The following is a 21,117-nucleotide window of genomic DNA, read 5'->3' as shown; positions in this document are numbered from 1 at the left end:
TTTGCGTTCCGCCTGCCTTTCCTTCAGTCCAGGATGCCTCCCATGAAGAAACTCCTCTGTGCCCTACTTGCTGCAGGCAGCGTATCGCTCGCGCTCGCCGGCCCGGTGGATGACCTTGTCACCGCCACCCGCCGCGACAGCGATGTCACCGTGCAGAACCTGCTCGGGCAGGGCGTCGATGTCAACGCCGTCGACTCCGAAGGCCACACCGCCCTCACCATCGCCATCCACGAAAAATCCATGAAGGTCCTGCCCGTGCTGCTCGGCTGGCGCGGCACCCGGCTCAACGCGGCCAACCGCGCGGGCGAGACCCCGCTCATGATGGCCATCATCACCGACCAGACTGACCTGGCCCGTGAACTCATCCTCAAGGGAGCCGCCACCAACAAGCCCGGCTGGTCGCCCCTGCACTACGCCGCCACGCGCTCCAACCTCGACATCATGCAGATGCTGCTCGCGCGCGATGCCTACATCGACGCCATGTCGCCCAACGAAACCACCCCCCTCATGATGGCTGCCCGCTACGGCGGCAGCGAGGGCGTGCAGTTCCTGCTCGACAAGGGCGCCGATCCCTGGACCCGCAACCGACTCGGCCTCACCGCGCTCGACTTTGCCAGGATGGGCGGCAACGCCGAAAGCATCGACCTCATCACCCGCGCCCAGGCCCGCCGCCCCGACCCCGGCACCCACGTCCGCCCCCTGGCTCCCCTCACCCCCGCCCAGGAAGCCGTGCTCAAGGGCGAACAAATCCCCCTCGACTCCGCCCCCGTGCCCCTGATCTACCCCGAAGGTCAGGAACCGCCCCCGCAGCAACCAGCGCTGCCAGTGGCTCCAGCGGTGGCGCCTGCGGCAAGTGCTAGCCGTTAAGTTTTGCGTCTCCAGAGGCTTGCAGTGATACGCATGCTTGTTGGAATCGTGCCATCGAATAGCGATTTCGTTGTGGTTTGTTAAGGCATGAGCCCTATGCAAAATGCCAATTAGTTCGAAAAAATAATCACCTCCACACTCATTGGAACAATTTTTGACTGGATTCCTAAATGCAGTTTGTCCGCAGCGGTCCTGAAATTCCTGAACGCTTGTTACAGGCGCACGAAGACGGACGTGTCGTGTTTTTCTGCGGTGCAGGCATTTCCTACCCCGCAGGGCTACCCGGATTTTCCGGGCTGGTGGACAAGCTCTATGAGGCCCTTTCGGTCGAGCCTGATCCAGTCCAGTTGTCCGCGATCAAGGCCGGGCAGTTCGACACCGCCATTGGCCTGTTGGAAGCGGATGTCGTCGGTGGCCGAGGAAAAGTGCGTAGTGCACTGGCAAAGATTCTTACGCCTGACAACCCCATGGCCCCGAACGCGACGGCTACACACGAAGCCATACTGACATTGGCCCAGAATCGCGAGGGTTGCACACGACTCATTACAACCAATTTCGACCGCCTGTTCGAGGAAGTCAGGGCGGCGAAATCGCTATCGTTTCCAGCCTTCAAGGCGCCCCTGCTCCCAGTACCGAAGACCAGATGGGACGGCTTGGTGTATCTGCACGGTCTGTTGCCCCCCAAGGAAACAACTGCAAACGATCTGGATCGGCTCGTGGTTTCCAGCGGGGACTTTGGGCTGGCCTACCTGACAGAACGCTGGGCCGCTCGTTTCGTGAGCGAGTTGTTCCGCAACTTCACCGTCTGCTTCGTTGGATACAGCATCAACGATCCCGTGTTGCGCTACATGATGGATGCATTGGCCGCCGACCGTTTACTGGGGGAATCTCCGCCGGAGATGTTCGCCTTCGGCAGCTATTCCAGAGGCAAGGAGGTCGATCGCGCCAGCGAATGGAAGGCGAAGAATGTCACCCCTATTCTCTACCGCGAGCACTGGCATCACGCCTATTTACACAAGACCCTGTGCGCTTGGGCCAATACTTATCGCGACGGCGTTCGCGGCAAGGAACGTATCGTTGTCGAATGCTCCATGGCCAAGCCCTTGGCGAGCACGAAGCAGGACAATTTCGTCGGACGGATGCTGTGGGCGCTGAGTGATCCGGGGGGCTTACCCGCAAAGCGGTTTGCAGAGCTCAATCCCGTACCGTCGCTGGAATGGTTGGGGCCATTGTGTGAGGAACTTTATCACCATGTCGATTTAGTACGATTCAACGTGACGCCCCAAACGCATGTGGACGATCAGCTCGCCTACAGCTTGATCAACAGGCCTACTCCGTACTCACTCGCGCCGTGGATGAGCATTGTTGATGTTGGACATCGCAGCAAGGATTGGGATTCGGTGATGAACCAACTGGCCCGTTGGCTGCTCCGTCACCTCGACGACCCAAAGCTGTTGATCTGGCTGGTCAAGCGAGGTAGCCAATTGCACAACCGATTGATCGGGTTGATCGAATACCGTTTCGATGAACTGGATAAGCTCGTCAACGACGGCAACACTGCCGAATTAGATCGCATTCAAGTAAATGCACCACACGCCATTCCCCGTCCTGCGATGCGAACTCTCTGGCGCTTGTTGCTCAATGGGCTTGTGAAATCCAGGATGCGGAATCTAAGCCTCTACCGTTGGCGCGATCAATTCAAGCGCGATGGGTTGACCGCCAGCGTGCGCTTGGCTCTTCGGGAGACATTGACACCTTGCCTGTCGCTGCGTGAGCCGTTCCGCTGGCCTGGCACGGACGGCGACGACGATGACGAAGCGCAGGATCACATCAAGGGTATTGTGGAATGGGAAATCGTGCTGGCATCAGATCATGTTCATTATGCTCTGCGGGACATGTCCAAGAACGAACAGTGGATGGCGGCACTGCCGGAACTGCTGGACGACTTCAGCGCCTTGCTGCGCGATGCATTCGATCTGATGCGTGATCTTGGTGGTGTGGATAGCGAAAATGATCATTCGTATGTCCATCAACCTTCGATTTCAGATCACTCACAGAACAAGGATTTTCACGACTGGACAGCGTTAATCGAACTGACCCGCGATGCGTGGTTGGCTGCCGCCATGAAGTCGCCTGAACGGGCGCGAATCGTGGCGGAGACCTGGGCGCACGGGGCATATCCAGTATTCCGACGCCTCGCGCTGTTTGCCGCCGCGCAGGAGCGTGTCATTCCGCTTCGACAGGCGCTTGATTGGCTATTGGCGGATGAGCGGCGGTGGCTCTGGTCGGAAGAAACCAGGCGCGAAACCATGCGTCTGCTGGTTTCTTTGGCATCGCAACTGGATGCCAAGATGTTGGCCGAGCTGGAGCAGGCCATTCTTTTTGGGCCGCCACGCGATCTGTACCGCACAGATATCGAGCCCGGTGTTTGGAACAACATCGTCGATCGCGGCGTATGGCTGCGGCTTGCGAAAATGGCCCAAGCAGGCGCAACGCTCAGTCAAGCAGCACGGTCGCAGCTCGACTCCCTTTCAGCGCAGTACCCCTGGCAGCTTGCAGTGGATGAGAGTGACGAATTTCCTATCTGGGTGGGAGATATTTTTATCGGTGATCACGATCCGTGGAAGCAGTTCACTCCTATTCCACGCACGAGGCGTGGGGTGCTGAACTATCTGTTGGCTCATCCCGTTCTGGAAGACTCGCAGCAGGACGACTGGCGCAAGCTGTGCTCGGAGATGTTTCAGGCAACGGCCTACGCCTTGTGCAAGCTCGCGCAGCAGAACAATTGGCCGGTCGAACGCTGGCGCGATGCGCTGCAAGCCTGGGCGGAAGAAAAGCTGCGCGATCGCTCGTGGCACTTCATGGCCCCAGTTGTCGTCGGCGCCCCTGATGACTTGGTGCAAGCCTTGTCTCACGGCATCGGTTGGTGGTTGCAAGCCGTGGCGAAAACCTTCGAGGGCCACGAGGATCACTTCCTGATGCTGGCCCAATGCATCTTGCAGTTGGATTTTAATAATGACGAAAACACTGATGATCCGGTCTTACATGCTCTCAATCACCCTATTGGCTATGTGACGCGGGCATTGCTGGATTGGTGGAGCCGCAGAAAACCAGAAAATGAACAAGGGTTGCCAGAATCAATCAAATCAATTTTGACGGAGCTTTGCGATACGCAGGTTACCAAGTTCAGGCACGGTCGGGTATGGTTGGCGGCACATGCTCTCTTATTGTTTCAAGTGGATCAGGCTTGGTCAGAGCAGTATCTCCTACCGCTGTTTGACTGGAATCGTTCCGAAACCGAAGCGCAGGCTGCGTGGCAAGGTTTCCTTTGGTCACCACGGCTTTATCGCCCATGGATGGAAGCGATCAAGCCTGCTCTGCTTGATACAGTGAATCATTATTCGCAGCTTGGCGAACAAAAATATCAGTTCGCAGAGTTCCTGACATTTGCTGCACTTGATTTTTGTGAAATATTCACCATAAAGCAGCTGGCTACAGCCATTCGCGCACTTCCTGCCGATGGTTTGCGTGCCTCGGCTCATGCACTAGAGAGAGCGCAGGAAAGTGCAGGAGATCAACGCGAAAATTATTGGAAGAACCGAGTTTTTCCTTTTTGGGAAAAGATCTGGCCAAATTCGAATGATCAGGTGGTGAATGCTAATGCGGCGTTGCTGGCTCGCCTTTGCATCAAGACAGGGACAGAGTTCCCATCGGCGATGAAGGCAGTCGGAAATTGGTTGCGAGTCGTACAAGATCCCAACGATGTGATTCATCAGTTACAGAAATATGGCCTATCCGCCCGTTTTCCAGAAGACGCGCTGCAGTTATTATTTATCATCTTAGGTGACGACCCTGCGTGGTTGCCATCGGAACTTCGTAACTGTCTTGATGATATCGGCAACGCAGCGCCCAATTTGCTAAAAGATCGCAGACTCAAAAAGCTCAATGAAATCGCACGACGATTTAATATTTAAAATTCCACGTGTGCACTGATCAAACGGAGAAAATGCTGAGGTGAAAGTTATAAAGAATCCAGTTTTGCTGGTAGGTGAAATATTTAAATATGCTTGAATTTGTATCAGCGCTGGTGGTGACCACCGCATATAAAGAAAAAGCCAGCGCAAGGCTGGCTTTCTTAAATTGGTGGGCCCCCCGAGAGTCGAACTCGGCACCAACGGATTATGAGTCCGCTGCTCTAACCAGGCATGAGCTAGAGGCCCTGGGTGGGGTTGCCGCGCTCCGTGAGGTGCTGGATAGGGACGCCTGACGGAGGGGCGGCGGGGCATGGGGCCGCGCGGGTGGCTGGTCATGCCGCTGGTTTCTGCAGTGCCTGCGCCTTGTGGGCGCGGGAAAGGAAGAAATCAGATCAACTGTGCATTGTAAGGGATGCGGAAGGCAGGAACCGGCATAAGGCGCGTCAGCGTGGGGGCGTTGCCTGTCTGGTTCAGCTGCTGCTCTGTCCGAGGGCGGCGAGCGGGGAGAGGGGGGCGGTGGTGGCAGAGGCTTCGGGGGTGCGGGTGACCATGACCTGGTCGATGCGGTAGCTGTCGACGTCCATGACTTCGAAGGTGTAGTTCTCGAACTGGACGCAGTCGGTGCGCTTGGGCAGGCGGCGCAGCATGGTCATGAGGAAGCCGGCCAGGGTTTCGTAGCTGCCTTCGTGGGGCAGGCTGTCGATGCCGAGGGCGCGCATGACGTCGGAGATGGGGGTGATGCCGTCGATGAGCCAGGAGTTGTCGTCGCGGCGCACGATGAGTTCTTCTTCGTCGAGGGAGACGAGGTCGCCCATGACGGTGCTCATGACGTCGTTGAGGGTGACGACGCCGACGATGATGCTGTATTCGTTGATGACGACGGCGAAGTCCTCGTGCACCTGCCGGAACTGGGTGAGGACTTCGGAGAGGGTGAGCTGGTCGGGGACGATGAGGACCTTGTGGAGCAGGTTGGGCTCGTGCAGGGAGAGGGGTTCGTTCTTGAGGGCGCGCTGGAAGAGGTCCTTGGCGTCGACGTAGCCGACCACGTGGTCGAGGTCGCCGTCGACCACGGGGTAGGTGGAGAAGGGCTCCTCGGTGATGCGGGCGCGGATGAGGGCGTCGGAGTCGTTGAGGTCGAACCAGGCGATGCGGTCGCGGGTGGTCATGGCGCTGGCCACGGTGATGCTGTCGAGCTCGAAGACGTTTTCGATGACCTGCTGCTCGCTGCGGTCGAGCGTGCCGGACTGGGCGCCGGCTTCGGCCAGGGAGAGGATGTCGTCGGGGGTGACGCGGTCGTCGCGCTGGGTGGGGATGCCCCACAGGCGCAGAAAGAGGTCGGCGGTGCGGCTGTAGAGCCAGACGAGCGGCATGAGCAGCCGCACGACGACGTGCATGGGGCCGATGAGCCAGACGGCCAGCACTTCGGGTTCGGTCATGCCGATGCGCTTGGGGAGCAGGTCGGCAAACAGGATGAAGCACGATGTGACGAGCACGAAGGAGAGCGTGGCGCTGACGGGGCCGATCAGGTGGGCTGGCAGCGAGGTGTAGGAGAGCATCGAGTCGAGCCAGGGGGAGAGGCTGCCTTCGCCTACCACGCCGGCCAGGATGGCGATGGCGTTGACGCCGACCTGCACGGCGGTGAAGTAGTAGCCGGGCTGCTCCTGCACGGTCAGGACCCGCTCTGCGCGTGCATCTCCGTCATCGGCCAGTTGTCGCAGGCGCACGCGGCGCGAGGCGGCAAGCGAGATTTCGGCGATGGCAAAGAACGCCGAGGCGATGATGAGGGCAAAGATGACGAGCAGGTCCTGAAGAAAAGTCATGTAATCACAATGTGGAAGGGGCCGGGGGCCCCGGGATCATGGCCCGGGCTGCCCGCAAGGAGACTTGCGAGAAACCTGCCATGGCGGATGGTGGAGGGTGAATGAGAGAACGAGGAATAGAGGGGGAGCGGGAACCCGCCATGCCCTCTCGTCCAGAGAACAAGGCTACCCGCGACCACGCGATGCCGCAAGAGGAAATGCCAGCGGCTGCGGAGCTGGCATGGGGAACGGAGTGGCCGGGTTGCCTCGTTCCGTTCCGTTCTGCCACATTCTGCCGTGACCACCGCCCGGATGTCCCGATGCACGGTAAGCAGTGCATGGCTGGAGGGGCGGCACAGGTGACGCCAGCGGGGCGCGGAACAGAACAGAAGAGGGCGGCAGCAGAATCAGGCGGCCTTGGGCTGGAGCAGCTGCTGGAGTTCGCCGCTTTCGTACATTTCCATCATGATGTCCGAGCCGCCGATGAATTCGCCGTTCACGAAGAGCTGGGGAATGGTGGGCCAGTTGCTGTATTCCTTGATGCCCTGGCGGATGGCGTCGTCTTCGAGCACGTTGACGGTCTGGATCTGCTTGGTGTCGACGCCGCAGGCCTTGAGAATCTGGATGGCGCGCCCCGAGAAGCCGCACATGGGGAAGCTGGCGGTGCCCTTCATGAACAGCACGATGGGGTGGGTCTTGACGAGGGTGTCGATGCGTTGCTGGGTGTCGCTCATGGTGTGTGGTGCAGGATAGAAAAAGAAGGAAAAAGCCTGTAGTGTCCGGCGCAGACGGCAGGACCACGAGCAGGCACGGGCATGGTGCGCGGAACCCTGGGGGTTCACGGCGGCCCGAATGCACGGGGTGCTGCGGGCGTGCTGCAGGCCGGGCAAGGACCCGTGCCGGCGCAGACGCGGCATGCTCCATTATCGTGGATCGGCAATACAGCTGTGGCGCGAGGGCTTGTCTGCCGTCAGTTGCGGGGCTGCTTCAGCCGATTTGGCCGCCGGTGCAGCGTGCGATGCCGGCCAGGTCGGTGCGGCTCTGCACTCTGGAGTATCCGGCCTCGTGCAGCAGATGCTGCACGGCGGGGGCCTGATCGTAGCCGTGTTCCAGGAGCAGCCAGCCGCCGGGGGCGAGCCGCGCTGGGGCCTGGGAGATGAGGGAACGGATGTCGTCGAGCCCATCCGCCCCGCTGGCCAGGGCCGACAGGGGCTCGTGACGCAGGGCAGCGAGGTGGGGATCGTCAGCGCGGATGTAGGGCGGATTGCTCACGATGAGCGACAGCGCAGAGGCGATGCGCCCATCGAGCGCCTGGAGCCAGGAGCCCTGGGCGAACTGGATGGGGAGATGCAGGCGCTGCGCGTTGCTGCGGGCGACGGCGAGGGCATCGGCGCTGGCATCGGTGGCCCAGACGGTGGCCTGCGGGGCATGGTGTGCCAGGGCGCAGGCAATGGCGCCGCTGCCGGTGCCCAGGTCGGCGACCACGGGAGCAGGGCCCAGGTCGGGCAGCAGTTCCAGCGCCCAGTCCACCAGGGTTTCGGTGTCGGGGCGGGGGTCGAGCACACGGGCATCGACGTGCAGCAGGAGGCCGTAGAACTCGTGGCGCCCGAGCAGGTAGGCCACGGGTTCGCCATCGAGCCGCCGCACAAGAAGGTTCTGCCAGCGGGCAAGGGCCTCTGGGGGCAGTACGTCGGTGTCATGTGCCAGCAGCCAGGCGCGCCCGGTGTCCGCAGGCTGCCCGAGTGCTTCGAGCAGCAGGAGCTGTGCATCGAGCCGGGCCAGTCCCTGTCGGGCAGCATCCTGCAGGGTGGCGGCGATGGTGGGGGAGGGCGTCATGGGCATGGGGCGGGCGACAGGGACAGGAGAGCAGGCCCCCTGGAGAGGGGGCCCGCTTCGGGGTGGGAGCCGATGCGATCGGAGCCTTCAGTGTCCCCCGCCTGGCGCACCGCCGATCTTGGGCGTGAAGGGAGGCTTGGTGAGCCAGATGAGCGGAATCAGCAGCAGGAAGACCCAGCCCAGGGCGTGGAACAGCTCATTGAACGAGAGCTGGTAGGCCTGCTGGGTGATGAGCTGGTTGACCAGCGCGAGCGCCCCCGGCTGCCCCATCTGGGTGGAGAGCTGCTGCACGGTCTGGCTGGCCACGGGATCATAGACCGAGATGTGTTCGGCCAGGTGTGCATGGTGGGTGATGGCGCGGTGGTCCCACATGAAGCTGATGATGCTGGCCGAGAAGCTGCCGCCCAGCGTGCGCAGGAAGGTGGAGAGGCCGGAGCCGGCCGGAATTTCCCGCAGGGACAGGTCGGACAGCAGGATGGTCATCATCGGCATGAAGAACAGTGCCACGCCCATGCCCAGCATGAACGACGCCATGGCGACGTGGAAGAAATCCACCTCGGTGTAGAACGTGGCCCGGTAGAACGAGGTCAGCGACATGACGATGAAGGCACAGGTGGCCAGCAGCCGCAGGTCGGTGCGGGTGGCGTACTTGCCCACGAAGGGGGTGAGCAGGATGGGCAGCACCCCGATGGGGGCCGTGGCCATGCCGGACCACATGCTGTTGTAGCCCATGATGCGCTGCACCCACAGCGGCACGATGAGGCCGATGGCAAAGAAGCCCGAGAAGGCCACCACAAGCGCAATGGTGCCGTTGCGGAAGTTGCGGTGCTTGAACAGGCGCAGGTCGACGATGGGGTCTTCCTGCGTGAGTTCCCAGATGAGGAACACGGTCAGGCTGACGACCGAGACGACCGTGAGCAGGATGACCTGCGTGGAGTTGAACCAGTCATGGTCGTTGCCGATGTCGAGCACGATCTGCAGGGCTCCGACGCCGAGCACCAGGGTGGCAAGACCCACGTAGTCCATCCGGGGACGTTCGGTGACGACCTTGCGGTGGCTCATCTGCCACGCGATGACAGCGCTGGCGAACAGGCCGATGGGCACGTTGATGATGAAGATCCATTCCCACGAGTAGTTGTCCGTGATCCAGCCGCCGAGCAGTGGGCCGGCAATCGGCGCCACCACCGTCACCATGGCAAGAAGCGCCATGGCCATGCCTCGCTTGGAGGGCGCGAACAGGGAGATCAGCAGCGTCTGGGTGATGGGGTACATGGGGCCGGCCACCGCACCCTGCAGGGCACGGAAGAAGATCAGCTCCGTCATGTTGGTCGAGATGCCGCACAGGAACGAGGCGAGCGAGAACAGCATCGTGGCCCAGACAAAGAGCCGCACTTCGCCGAACCGCCGGCTCAGGAAGCCGGTGAGCGGCAGCGCGATGGCATTGGAGACGGCAAACGAGGTGATGACCCAGGTGCCCTGGCTGATGCTCACGCCAAGGTTACCTGCGATGGTGGGCAGGGACACGTTGGCGATGGTGGTGTCGAGCACCTGCATGAAGGTGGCCAGACACAGCCCGAAAGCCGTGAGCCCGAAGTTGGCTGGCACGAAGGCCGGCACGTCGGCATGCAGGCCGTGCGCCGGCTCTGCATGGCCCCGCTGGTCTGCCGGGGGGGCCGGTGCAGGGGCGGCGTTGTCGGCGGTCGCTTGAGCGGCGGACACGTCACTTCCCCTTGCCGGCGCCGGGCTGGTTGTCGCGGATGATCTGCGCGATCAGGGCATCGGCCTGCTGCAGCTGCTTCTGGTAGACATCGGTCTGCTGGGCGGGCTGCACGGGGGGCTTCTGGGCCAGCATGGGGCCGTTCTGGTCGTGGATGTCGACATCGACGGTGACCGACATGCCCAGACGCAAGGGATATTTCTGCAGCTGCGCCGCATCCTCGATGTTCACCCGCACGGGAATGCGCTGCACGATCTTGATCCAGTTGCCGGTGGCGTTCTGGGCCGGCAGGAGCGAGAACACGCTGCCCGTGCCCACGCCGAGGCTGACCACGCGGGCCTTGTAGGTGACCTTGCTGCCGTACACATCGCTCACGATGGTGGCGGTCTGGCCGATGCGCAGCTTGTGGAGCTGGGTTTCCTTGAAGTTGGCATCCACCCACACGTCCTGCAGCGGCACGACCGCCATCAGGGCCTGACCGGGCTGCACGCGCTGTCCCACCTGGGCGCTGCGCTTGGCCACGTAGCCGGTGAGCGGGCTGAGGATGGCGTTGCGCTGGGCGTTGAGGTAGGCCACGCGCACCTTGGCGGCGGCCATCTCCACGGCTGGCTGGGTGCTGACCCGCGTGCCCTGCACCAGCACGTTGCTGGCGCTGTAGTGCTCCTGCGCCACGGTGTAGGCGCTCTGGGCGGCGTCATAGGCCTGACGGGCATGGTCGAGTTCTTCGGCCGAGACAGCGCCTGTCTTGGCCAGGGCCTGCCGGCGCTCGTAGTCGTTGCGGGCAATCTGGTAGGCCTGGCGGCGGGCGGTGAGCTCGCTGCTGGCACTGGTGGCCTGGTTGTAGAGGCCATGGGATTGCCGCACCGCGTTGGCCAGGCCCGCCTTGGCTTCGGCCAGAGCGAGTTCGGTGTCGGCGGGGTCGAGCTGGGCCAGCCGGTCGCCTGCCACGACCTTGTCGCCGTCGCGCACCTGCACGCTCACGAGCGTGCCTGGCACCAGGCTGCTGATCTGGGCGATGTCGCCCTGCACGTAGGCGTCGTCGGTGGATTCGTTCCACTCGGCAAAGAGCAGGTACCAGGCCAGCACTCCCACGCCTGCCACGAGCAGCACCATGCCCAGGATCACCAGGGCCTTGCGGCGCTTCTGGCTGCGGCTCAGGTGTTCATGGAATGCAGTGGCTCCGGCGGCAGAGGGCGGGCTCTGGGGCGCAGCGGCAGTCTTGTCCGTCTCGGGGGGCGTGGCAGCAGAGGGGGCAGGGGCTGCCAGGGGAGGGGTCTCTTCGGGTGATTTTTCTTGTGTCATGGAGAGCCTGCGGTTTCCGGAAGAAGGAGGGGAAAAGAGGAAAACGAAAAATGGAGATCAGCGCGCGGCAGTGCCGTGCTGGTCGGTGCTGCTGTCATGGCCGATGCCTGCAGCCGGCGCATGGGACGCATCGGCGGCATAGCCACCCCCGAGTGCATAGGTCAGGGCGATGGCGTTGTCCATGCGCTGTGCCTGCAGCTGGGCCAGGCGCTGCTGGGCTCCGAGCAGCTGCTGCTGCACCTGGAGCACCTGAATGGAATTGAGCAAGCCGCTGTCGCGGCGCTGGCGGGTCAGTGTCCAGGCCTGCTGGGCAGCGGTGACGGACTGGCGCGCCTCGTCCACCTGCTGCTTCAGGGCATGGGCGCTCTGGACGCTGTCGGCCACCTGGTGGGCAGCTCCCAGCAGGGTCTGGTGGTATTGCGCCACGGCCGCTTCATAGCGTGCGTCCTGGGCGTCGAGGTTGGCCCGCAGGCGGCCGTTCTCGAAGATGGGCAGACTGATGCTTGGCCCGAACTGGTAGAACACATTGCTGAGATGGAACAGATCAAAGTTCTCGTTTCCCAGTGCGCCGGCCAGTGCCCCCAGGCTGATGTTGGGCAGAAAGCGCGCCTTGGCCGCGTCGATCTGCCTGCTGCTGGCCTGTACGCGGAGCAGGGCGGCCTGCACGTCCGGGCGGTGTGCCATGAGGGAGACGGAGGCATCGTCAGGCACAGCCTCGGCAAAGCGCATGCTCTCGGGCGTGAGCCGGGGGCGCTTCAGGGTGAGCGCGCTGTCGGGCCCCATGGCGGCGAGCTGGGCCAGCGCGAGCTGCAGATGGGTGATGCTCTGGGCTGCCTGCTCGCGACGCTGTTCGGCCGCACGCAGCTCGGATTCGAACTGCTGGAGCGTGATGCGGTTGTCGAGACCCGTCTTCACGCGCTGGGACTGGAGTGCCACCATCTGGCGGTTGCGGGCCACATCGGCCGTGGCCACATCCTGCAGCATCCAAGCACCGGCCAGCTGGGCATAGGTGCGGGCAATGGCCGTGCTCAGGGTGATGCGGGCGGCCTCGGCATCGATGGCGCTGGCCTGGGCCTCGCCGGCCAGGGCTTCCCAGGCGCTGCGCTTGCCGCCCCACAGATCCACGTCCCACTTGAACTGGCCCAGGGTGTCGCTCTTGTAGCCGAACTTGCCTCCGCCGAAATTGGCGGGCAGCAGGGCGTCGGGCAGACGCACCCCGCTGTAGCCAGCAGAGGCTGTCACGGTGGGACCGCGATCCGCATCGGCATAACCGGCCTGGGCCTCGGCAGCGTGGACGCGGGCCAGGGCCTGTGCCAGGGTGGGGCTCTGCCGCAGCCCCTGTTCGATCAGAGTGTCGAGCTGGGCGTCATGCCAGCCGCGCCACCAGTCCTTCTGGGGCCACGCCTCGGTGACGGACAGACCGGAGCGGCGCACCACCTGCCGGGCATCGAGCTGCGAGGCGTCAGGAGCCGTCTGCGCATGGGGCGTGAGCCCCCCGCTGTTGGCGCAGCCGGCCAGCACGGCTGCCGTCACCAGCAGAGCCCCTGTGGGCAGGGTACGCAGGGAAGAGGGAGCAAAGGGAAAAAGAGGCGTCTTGGGCATGGTCAGACCTGATGGGAATCCGTGGGGTTTTGCAGGGAATGCAGCATGCGCTGCATGAAGTCCATGAGCTGTTCGCGTTCCGCATCCTGCAGCCCCGCCAGCAGGCGGGACATGACTTTCATGCGGGTGGCATGCAGGCGCCGCTGCACCAGCATGCCCTGCGGGGTGAGGGCGATGCGCAGGGCGCGGCGATCCGATTCGTGGGGTTGGCGCTCGACCAGCCCCTTGTGCTGCAGCTGGTCGATGATGCGGGTGAGGGCGCCAGGATCGTGCCCGATGGAACGCGCCAGATCGCCCGCCGTCATGGCCCCCTGGCAGGCCAGTCGCAGCACCACCTGGGCCTGCGTCATGCGCAGCTCGCTGGGGTCTGCGGCCAGCTCCTTCTCCATCTCGTGCACCAGGATGGAACGCAGCAGAAACAGCATGCTGCCGAGCTGTTCGGCGTGGTGTTCGGAAACGGGAGAGGACGCAGACATGGAAAAAATGGTTGCCAGACAAAAAATTGCTTCGGCAATTATTATGGCATTCCAAATCCCTCATCTGCGCAGGGGATTTCCCGGAGCGGCCCGTGTGTCAGGCCTCGCTGCCATGCCATGCCGTGCCGTGCCGTGCCGTGCCGTGCCGTGCCGTGCCGTGCCGTGCCGTGCCGTGCCGTGCCGTGCCGTGTGCGCGGTCGCGGGCAGGGCACAGCTCCGATTGCGGTATCAGCACCAGCACCAGCACCCTGTTGCCCGCTTCAGGCGATGCGTGCGGATGAGGCTTACTGATTGACTTCCAGCTCGGCCAGCTGCTCGGCCTCGTGCGCATGGCGCAGGGCCTGCAGCACCTCGTGCAGATCACCTTCCATGACCTGGGAGAGCTTGTAGATAGTGAGGTTGATGCGGTGATCCGTCAGCCGTCCCTGCGGAAAGTTGTAGGTGCGGATGCGGTCGCTGCGGTCGCCGCTGCCTACCAGCCCCTTGCGCAGCGCGGCTTCCCTGGCGGCACGCTCGCTGCGTTCCTTTTCCTGGATGCGCGCCTGCAGCACCTGCAGTGCCTTGGCCTTGTTGCTGTGCTGGCTGCGGCCGTCCTGGCATTCGGCCACGATCCCGGTGGGCAGGTGCACCACGCGCACGGCGGAATCCGTCTTGTTGATGTGCTGCCCTCCGGCGCCGCTGGCGCGGAAGGTGTCCACCCGGATGTCGGCCATGTTGAGCGTCACGGCACGGGCAGGGTCTGGCTCCGGCATTACAGCTACCGTGCAGGCGCTGGTGTGCACCCGCCCCTGGGACTCGGTGACCGGCACTCGCTGTACCCGGTGTCCGCCCGACTCGAACATGAGCGTGCCGTAGACTCCCGTGCCGGTATCGGTGCTGTCGGGACCTTCCATGCGCAGCACGATCTCGCGGTAACCGCCAAGCTCGGCGGGACTTTCGCTCAGGGTCTCGACCCGCCACCCCTGGGATTCGGCGTAGCGCATGTACATGCGGGCCAGATCGCCCGCGAACAGGGCTGATTCATCGCCCCCCGTGCCGGCCCGGATCTCGACGAAGGCCGGACGCGCCTCGTCCGGATCGCGGGGCAGCAGCAGGCGCTGCAGTTCCTGCTCCAGGGTGGTCAGTTCTCCCTCTCCGGCCGTGATTTCCTCTTCGGCCAGGTCGGCCATCTCGGGGTCTTCCAGCATGTCGCGTGCCGTGGCCACATCCTGCTCCACCTGCTGGTAGCGCTGCCAGCGCCCCGCGATCTGGGTCACTTCATTGTGTTCGCGCGACAGGGCCAGGAACCGGTCCATGTCCTGCATGATGTCCTCCCGGCTGAGGAGAAAATCGAGTTCGTGCTGGCGCTCTGCAAAGCGCTGGAGCTGGGATCGGAGAAAGGGTTTCACGGAAGCATCGCAGAAGAAGTCCGGCACCGCCCTCAGGCGGGCAGGAATGGATCAGACGGAAGGGGAGGGCAGTGCGCTGCCCATTCGGCGCAGGAGCCACGCACGCTTCAGCAGGCGCATGCCGCGCGGGGTGACGTGACGTGTCCCCCGCCGGAGAACGGGAAGGGCTGAACGAGACGGCTAATGCTTGCCGCGCAGAAAGATGCGCTGCACCGTCTCGGCCGCCTGGGTCTGGTGGGCCAGATCGGGGTGGTGCAGCTCGGAGAGCGCTCCGTGCAGCATCTTCTGGGTCAGTCCCCTCGAGAGGGCTTCCAGCACGGCATCCACGTCTTCGCCCTTGGCCAGACGCTTGCGGGCCTTGGCCAGTTCCATTTCGCGCCAGGCATCGGCCTGCTGGTTGACCTCGCGGATGAGCGACACGACCCCGTAATGGGGGTCACGCTGCCGCATCCACTGCATGAAGCTCTGCACGCCTTCGTCGATGATGGCCTCGGCCTGTTCCACGGCCGCCTGCCGCTGGGCCTGTCCGGTCTGTACCACGGTGGCCAGATCATCCACGGTGTAGAGATAGGCATCGTCGAGGGCCTTGACCTCGGGTTCGATGTCGCGCGGCACGGCCAGATCGACCATGAACATGGGCCGGTGGCGGCGCTTGCGGAGGGCGCGCTCCACCGCTCCCAGCCCGATGATGGGCAGGGTGCTGGCGGTGCAGCTGATCACCGCGTCGAATTCGTGCAGCCGCTCGGGCATGTCGGCGAGCGGCATCACGCTGGCGCCGAACCGTGCCGCCAGGGCCTCGCCCTTTTCCATGGTGCGGTTGGCAATCACGATCTGCTTGGGAGACCGCGCCGCAAAGTGGGTGGTGGCGAGCTCGATCATTTCGCCCGCCCCCACGAACAGGATGCGGATCTGCCCCAGGTCCTCGAACAGCTGCGATGCCAGACGCACCGCCGCCGCAGCCATGCTGATGCTGTGCGCACCAATCTCGGTGCTGCTGCGCACTTCCTTGGCAACGGAGAAGCTGCGCTGGAACAGCTGGTTGAGCGTGGTGCCGAGGCTGCCGGCCGCCTCGGCGGCCCGCACGGCATTCTTCATCTGCCCCAATATCTGGGCCTCGCCCAGCACCATGCTGTCGAGTCCACTGGCCACGCGGAAGGCGTGGCGGGCCGCCGTGTCGTCCTGCAGCGTGTAGGTGTAGTCGCGCAGGGCATGCATGGGCACACCGCCAGCCTGGGCGAGCCAGTTGAGTGTGTGATCCACGTCCACACGGTCGCTCGCGCAGTACACCTCGGTGCGGTTGCAGGTCGAGAGAATGGCCGCTTCCGGATGGTGGGCAAAAGTCTGCCGTAGCCCGTGCAGGGCGGGGCCCATCTGCTCAAGCGCAAATGAGAAACGGCCCCGCAAATCGAGCGGGGCGGTATGATGGTTGATGCCCAGAGTCCATACTGACATGGCGGTGATTATAAAATTGATCTTTCCGCATTGTCTTGATCCACGACGGGCCTTGTGCACATGTGTCTTTGGCATGTGTGCCGTGCGGGCGGGAGTTGCCTGTGTTGCCTGCCCCCTTCCCGGGTGAGCAGGTACGTGGCTCCCGTACCCGGATGCCCATTGTTCCAGCTGATTCCATGGGTTTTCTCGCACTGATCGATCACCTCTTCAATCTGGCCCTGCCTGCGCTCTGGATGGCTACCACTCTGGTGGCGCTGCAGCGGCTTGCCGGCTGGCGCCATCCGCTGCGCCTCGGGTGGGGGCGCCAGTGGATGTGGCTTTTCCTGACCGGGCTGGCCGTGATCGTGGCCGGCTGGCTGGTTCTGCAGCGTGACGGCGCCATGCTGACCTACCTGGCGCTGGTGGTCGCGACGGGGGCAGTGCAGGCGTGGCTCGTGCATCGGTACCGCAGTGCGTCCCAGGACGCTTCCCGATCCTGATCTTTCTCCCTCTCCACGGGGGTGCTGCGCAGTCCCTTCATCGAATGGGGAATCAGGCCGCTGCAATAGAATCCCCCTTCGTGATCCCATCACCCGCGTGCCGCACCAGAATGGCGCGCAGTCGAGGTTAGACACATCCATGAACGCTCCCGCACTCCGTAACCACCTGCTGGCGGCCATGCCCGCCAGCCAGCGCATCCGTGAAATTCCCTACAACTACACCAGCTTCTCCGATGCCGAGATCGTGGAACGTCTGCTGGGCAAGCGGTGCTGGGACCTTCTGAGCGTGCTGCGCGACGAGCGGGACACGGGGCGTTCCGCTCGCATGCTCTACGAAGTGCTGGGTGACATGTGGGTCATCAAGCGCAACCCCTATGTGCAGGACGACCTGCTCGACAATCCCAAGCGCCGTGCACTGCTGGTCGAGGCCATGCGCCATCGTCTGCGCGAAATCGACAAGCGCCGCAACGCCAGCGTGGACAAGGCCCGTGACGAGGCGGTCGGCGAGGTGCTCGCCCAGGCCAATGAGGCGGTGAACAGCTTCGAGCGGTCCTTCGGCGTCACGCTCGATCTGCGCCACCGGATCCAGCGCCGTCTGGGCAAGCATACCCGCCAGGACAACATCAAGTTCGACGCGCTCAGCCGCGTGAGCCATGTCACCGACGCCACCGACTGGCGGGTCGAATATCCGTTCGTCGTGCTCACGCCCGACACCGAGGCCGAGATGGCCGAGCTGGTGAAGGGCTGCGTCGAGCTGGGCCTCACCATCGTTCCGCGCGGCGGCGGCACCGGCTACACGGGAGGCGCCATTCCGCTGGCCTGGCAGAGCGCCGTGATCAACACTGAAAAGCTCGACCACCTCAGCGAGGTCGAAATGGTGCAGCTGCCCGGACTCGACCATCCCGTGCCCACCGTGTGGAGCGAAGCGGGCGTCGTGACCATTCGGGTGGCCGAGGCCGCCGAGCGTGCGGGTTATGTGTTCGCAGTTGATCCCACCAGCATCGAAGCCTCGTGCATCGGGGGCAACATCGCGATGAACGCGGGGGGCAAGAAGGCTGTGCTCTGGGGTACCGCACTCGACAACCTCGCGAGCTGGCGCATGGTGACACCGGACGCGCAGTGGCTGGAAGTGCATCGTCTGCAGCACAACTTCGGCAAGATCCATGACGTGGACCTGGTCAGCTTCGAGCTGCGCTACTTCGAAGCCGACGGCAAGACACCGATCCGGACCGAGCGGCTCGACATTCCCGGCTCCACCTTCCGCAAGGAAGGACTGGGCAAGGATGTGACGGACAAGTTCCTCAGCGGTCTGCCGGGCGTGCAGAAGGAAGGCTGTGACGGTCTCATCACCAGCGCACGCTGGGTGGTGCACCGCATGCCGAGCCACAGCCGCACCGTCTGTCTCGAATTCTTCGGCAGCGCCAAGCTGGCAGTGCCAAGCATCGTGGAAATCCGCGACTTCATGTTTGCCGAGCGCAAGCGCACCGGGGTGCTGCTTGCGGGCCTCGAACATCTCGACGACCGCTATCTCAAGGCGGTGGGCTATGCCACCAAGAGCAAGCGCGGCGCCAGCGGCGAACTCGGAGGCAGCGGGTTGCCCAAGATGGTGCTCATCGGCGACATCGTGGGAGATGACCCCGACGCCGTGGCCCGTGCCACGAGCGAGGTGGTGCGCATCGCCAACAGCCGCAGTGGCGAGGGCTTCATCGCCACGACACCCGAGGCCGCCAAGAAGTTCTGGGCCGATCGCAAGCGCACGGCAGCCATCAGCCGCCACACCAACGCCTTCAAGATCAACGAGGACGTGGTGATTCCGCTGCCCCGCATGGCCGAATACACCGACGGCATCGAGCGCATCAACATCGAGCTGAGCCTGCGCAACAAGCTGCATCTGTGCGACGAACTGCTTGCCTTCTTCAGCCAGCCGCAGCTGCCGCTGGGCAAGGTGTCGGTCGAAGAAGACATCGTCGAGCTCGATACCCCCGAAGAACTGGCGGCCCGCGTGGCGAGTGCCCGGGAACTCATCGCCCAGGTCAAGGCCCAGTGGCAGACCTGGTATGACCACCTGGACGAGTACTTCGAGCGGCTGCAGGACCACAGCCTGCGTGCGAGCTGGAAGATCCAGCTCCGCAACCCGCTCCGGGGCATCTTTGTGGGCAGCGCCTACCGTTCCCTGCTGGAAGCCGTGCAGGACGTGCACAGGAAGGTGCTCAAGGGCAAGGTCTGGGTGGCCCTGCACATGCATGCCGGTGACGGCAACGTGCATACCAACATTCCCGTCAACAGCGACGACTACGAGATGCTGCAGCTCGCCCACGAGGCCGTCAAGCGCATCATGGCGCTCGCACGCAGTCTGGACGGAGTGATCTCCGGCGAGCACGGCATCGGCATCACCAAGCTCGAATTCCTCAGCGATGCCGAGCTGGCTCCGTTTGCCGCCTACAAGGCCAGGATCGATCCCGAGGGGCGCTTCAACCGCGGCAAGCTTCTGCGGCCGGTGGTGATGAGCGAGAAGCAGCGTGCCGTCTACGCAGGCACCACGGCGCTTGCCGACCTCACCAATGCGTATACCCCGAGCTTCGGCCTCATGGGGCACGAGTCGATCATCATGCAGCAAAGCGATCTCGGCTCGATCGTCGACAGCGTCAAGGACTGCCTGCGCTGTGGCAAGTGCAAGCCGGTGTGCGCGACCCACGTCCCGCGCGCCAACCTGCTCTACAGCCCCCGCAACAAGATTCTCTCGGTATCCCTGCTCGCCGAAGCCTTCCTGTACGAAGAGCAGACCCGCCGTGGCGTCAGCGTGCGACACTGGCAGGAATTCGAGGATGTGGGCGAGCATTGCACCGTCTGCCACAAGTGCTTCGCTCCGTGTCCGGTGGACATCGACTTCGGCGATGTCAGCATGAACATGCGCAATCTCCTGCGCAAGATGGACAAGCAGAGCTTCCGTCCGGGCAAGGCCCTGGCCATGACCATGCTCAACGCCACCGAACCTTCGCGCATCAACCTGTTGCGCACAGGCATGGTCAACATCGGCTTCAAGGCCCAGCGTGCGGCGGTGGACATGTTCCGTGTGGCCGGACGGCACCAGACGGCCCATCCACCCGCCACCGTGGGCTCTGCACCGCTCAAGGAAGAAATCGTCCACTTCGTCAACAAGAAGCTGCCCGGCGGACTCCCGACCAAGACGGCACGCGCGCTCCTCGACATCCAGGATCGTCAGTACGTCCCCGTCATTCGTGATCCCGGACATACCACAGTGGACAGCGAAGCCGTGTTCTACTTTCCGGGCTGTGGGTCCGAGCGGCTCTTCAGCCAGGTGGGATTGGCCACCCAGGCCATGCTCTGGCATGCCGGCGTGCAGACTGTGCTGCCGCCAGGATATGTCTGCTGCGGCTACCCGCAGCGCGGGGCAGGGCAGTACGATGTGGCCGAGAAGATGATCACCGACAACCGCGTGCTGTTCCACCGCGTGGCCACCACGCTCAACTACCTCGACATCAAGACCGTGGTCGTGAGCTGCGGTACCTGCTATGACCAGCTGCAGGATTACCACTTCGACAAGATCTTCCCCGGATGCCGCATCATCGACATCCACGAGTTCCTGCTCGAAAAGGGCATCACCCTGCCTCGCCCCGAAGGCTACCTCTACCATGACCCCTGCCATACGCCGCTCAAGCAGCAGGACCCCATGAAGACGGTCAAGGGCCTCCTGGGCGATGCCGTCATCCGCAGCGACCGCTGCTGCGGGGAATCGGGCACGCTGGGCGTGAGCCGACCCGACATTTCGACGCAGGTGCGCTTCCGCAAAACGGAGGAAATCCGCAAGAATGCCGACCAGCTCCGAAAGCTCCAGACCGAAAATGGTCTGTCGCTGCCCCGTGGCAAGCATGGCGAGCAGAAGGTCAAGATGCTCACCACCTGCCCGAGCTGCTTCCAGGGGCTGAGCCGCTACGGTGAAGATCTGCCGCACGGTCTCATGGAAACGGACTACATCGTGGTGGAAATGGCGCGCCAGATTCTGGGCGAGGGCTGGATGAAGGACTACGTCGATGCCGCCAATGCAGGGGGCATCGAGCGGGTGCTGGTCTGACGGCTGCGCCCGATGATGCAGCAGTGGGAAAGGTCGAGCCCTGTGACCTTCCCACTACCCTGAAAGCGCTGCCCTGCAGACTGGCAGTGCGCATGCAGAGGCGCAGATTCACAGCAGTAGCGGCAGGAATGA

The 21,117-nt window shown here is 63.5% G+C and carries 13 protein-coding genes and 1 tRNA gene; 4 read left to right on the top strand and 10 right to left on the bottom strand.

The features are described from left to right. Nucleotides 1-42: 42 nt before the first annotated feature. Nucleotides 43-867 carry an ankyrin repeat domain-containing protein gene (locus tag ACE3P9_RS10115; protein ID WP_374493859.1) on the top strand — a complete coding sequence of 275 codons (825 nt, stop codon included), beginning with the start codon at nt 43-45 and terminating at the stop codon, nt 865-867. A 170-nt stretch (nt 868-1,037) separates the two neighbouring features. Further along, nucleotides 1,038-4,841, top strand: a complete 3,804-nt coding sequence (gene dsr1, locus ACE3P9_RS10110; RefSeq protein ID WP_374493857.1) for an anti-phage defense-associated sirtuin Dsr1 — start codon at nt 1,038-1,040, stop codon at nt 4,839-4,841. A gap of 167 nt (nt 4,842-5,008) precedes the next feature. On the opposite strand, the gene ACE3P9_RS10105 is transcribed toward dsr1, so the two are convergent. From ACE3P9_RS10105 to hemA, 10 genes are all read right to left on the bottom strand, one after another. After that, nucleotides 5,009-5,087 (bottom strand) — tRNA-Ile (locus tag ACE3P9_RS10105). A 224-nt stretch (nt 5,088-5,311) separates the two neighbouring features. After that, the gene (locus ACE3P9_RS10100; protein WP_374493855.1) at nt 5,312-6,661 is read right to left on the bottom strand and encodes a hemolysin family protein; all 1,350 of its coding nucleotides are present in this window, start codon (nt 6,659-6,661) and stop codon (nt 5,312-5,314) included. A gap of 386 nt (nt 6,662-7,047) precedes the next feature. Continuing rightward, entirely contained in the window at nt 7,048-7,374 is a 327-nt protein-coding gene (gene grxD, locus ACE3P9_RS10095) for a Grx4 family monothiol glutaredoxin (protein ID WP_374493854.1), read from the bottom strand. A gap of 253 nt (nt 7,375-7,627) precedes the next feature. Beyond that, a complete protein-coding gene (prmC, locus tag ACE3P9_RS10090; RefSeq protein WP_374493852.1) occupies nt 7,628-8,476 on the bottom strand; it encodes a peptide chain release factor N(5)-glutamine methyltransferase in 849 nt (282 codons plus the stop codon). Nucleotides 8,477-8,563: 87 nt separating this feature from the next. Then, a complete protein-coding gene (locus tag ACE3P9_RS10085; protein WP_374493850.1) occupies nt 8,564-10,195 on the bottom strand; it encodes a DHA2 family efflux MFS transporter permease subunit in 1,632 nt (543 codons plus the stop codon). 1 nt (nt 10,196) lies between these two features. Continuing rightward, nucleotides 10,197-11,495, bottom strand: a complete 1,299-nt coding sequence (locus ACE3P9_RS10080) for an efflux RND transporter periplasmic adaptor subunit (RefSeq protein ID WP_374493848.1) — start codon at nt 11,493-11,495, stop codon at nt 10,197-10,199. Between the two features lie 57 nt (nt 11,496-11,552). Beyond that, nucleotides 11,553-13,097, bottom strand: coding sequence for an efflux transporter outer membrane subunit (locus ACE3P9_RS10075; protein WP_374493846.1), 1,545 nt, complete (start codon nt 13,095-13,097; stop codon nt 11,553-11,555). Nucleotides 13,098-13,099: 2 nt separating this feature from the next. Beyond that, nucleotides 13,100-13,573 carry a MarR family winged helix-turn-helix transcriptional regulator gene (locus ACE3P9_RS10070; RefSeq protein WP_374493844.1) on the bottom strand — a complete coding sequence of 158 codons (474 nt, stop codon included), beginning with the start codon at nt 13,571-13,573 and terminating at the stop codon, nt 13,100-13,102. Between the two features lie 284 nt (nt 13,574-13,857). Continuing rightward, the gene (gene prfA, locus ACE3P9_RS10065) at nt 13,858-14,961 is read right to left on the bottom strand and encodes a peptide chain release factor 1 (RefSeq protein WP_374493842.1); all 1,104 of its coding nucleotides are present in this window, start codon (nt 14,959-14,961) and stop codon (nt 13,858-13,860) included. Between the two features lie 180 nt (nt 14,962-15,141). Further along, nucleotides 15,142-16,413 carry a glutamyl-tRNA reductase gene (hemA, locus tag ACE3P9_RS10060; RefSeq protein ID WP_374493841.1) on the bottom strand — a complete coding sequence of 424 codons (1,272 nt, stop codon included), beginning with the start codon at nt 16,411-16,413 and terminating at the stop codon, nt 15,142-15,144. Between the two features lie 176 nt (nt 16,414-16,589). Here hemA and ACE3P9_RS10055 point away from each other — a divergent pair, with 176 nt between their 5' ends. Next, on the top strand, nt 16,590-16,892 hold the full coding sequence (locus ACE3P9_RS10055) for a hypothetical protein (protein ID WP_374493839.1): 303 nt from the start codon (nt 16,590-16,592) through the stop codon (nt 16,890-16,892). Nucleotides 16,893-17,031: 139 nt separating this feature from the next. Further along, a complete protein-coding gene (locus ACE3P9_RS10050) occupies nt 17,032-20,985 on the top strand; it encodes a DUF3683 domain-containing protein (protein ID WP_374493837.1) in 3,954 nt (1,317 codons plus the stop codon). The last annotated feature ends 132 nt before the right edge of the window (nt 20,986-21,117 follow it).

Origin of the sequence: Allobrachymonas sp., from assembly GCF_041912815.1 — a bacterium.
Lineage (GTDB): Bacteria > Pseudomonadota > Gammaproteobacteria > Burkholderiales > Burkholderiaceae_C > Brachymonas.
This window is presented reverse-complemented; position numbering and strand designations above follow the sequence as displayed.

What these genes read in the sequence shown, in the direction of transcription:
- ACE3P9_RS10115 (WP_374493859.1), top strand. Translation starts at nt 43, where the DNA reads ATGAAGAAACTCCTCTGTGCCCTACTTGCTGCAGGCAGCGTATCGCTC.
- dsr1 (WP_374493857.1), top strand. Translation starts at nt 1,038, where the DNA reads ATGCAGTTTGTCCGCAGCGGTCCTGAAATTCCTGAACGCTTGTTACAG.
- ACE3P9_RS10100 (WP_374493855.1), bottom strand. Translation starts at nt 6,661, where the DNA reads ATGACTTTTCTTCAGGACCTGCTCGTCATCTTTGCCCTCATCATCGCC.
- grxD (WP_374493854.1), bottom strand. Translation starts at nt 7,374, where the DNA reads ATGAGCGACACCCAGCAACGCATCGACACCCTCGTCAAGACCCACCCC.
- prmC (WP_374493852.1), bottom strand. Translation starts at nt 8,476, where the DNA reads ATGACGCCCTCCCCCACCATCGCCGCCACCCTGCAGGATGCTGCCCGA.
- ACE3P9_RS10080 (WP_374493848.1), bottom strand. Translation starts at nt 11,495, where the DNA reads ATGACACAAGAAAAATCACCCGAAGAGACCCCTCCCCTGGCAGCCCCT.
- ACE3P9_RS10075 (WP_374493846.1), bottom strand. Translation starts at nt 13,097, where the DNA reads ATGCCCAAGACGCCTCTTTTTCCCTTTGCTCCCTCTTCCCTGCGTACC.
- ACE3P9_RS10070 (WP_374493844.1), bottom strand. Translation starts at nt 13,573, where the DNA reads ATGTCTGCGTCCTCTCCCGTTTCCGAACACCACGCCGAACAGCTCGGC.
- hemA (WP_374493841.1), bottom strand. Translation starts at nt 16,413, where the DNA reads ATGTCAGTATGGACTCTGGGCATCAACCATCATACCGCCCCGCTCGAT.
- ACE3P9_RS10055 (WP_374493839.1), top strand. Translation starts at nt 16,590, where the DNA reads ATGGGTTTTCTCGCACTGATCGATCACCTCTTCAATCTGGCCCTGCCT.
- ACE3P9_RS10050 (WP_374493837.1), top strand. Translation starts at nt 17,032, where the DNA reads ATGAACGCTCCCGCACTCCGTAACCACCTGCTGGCGGCCATGCCCGCC.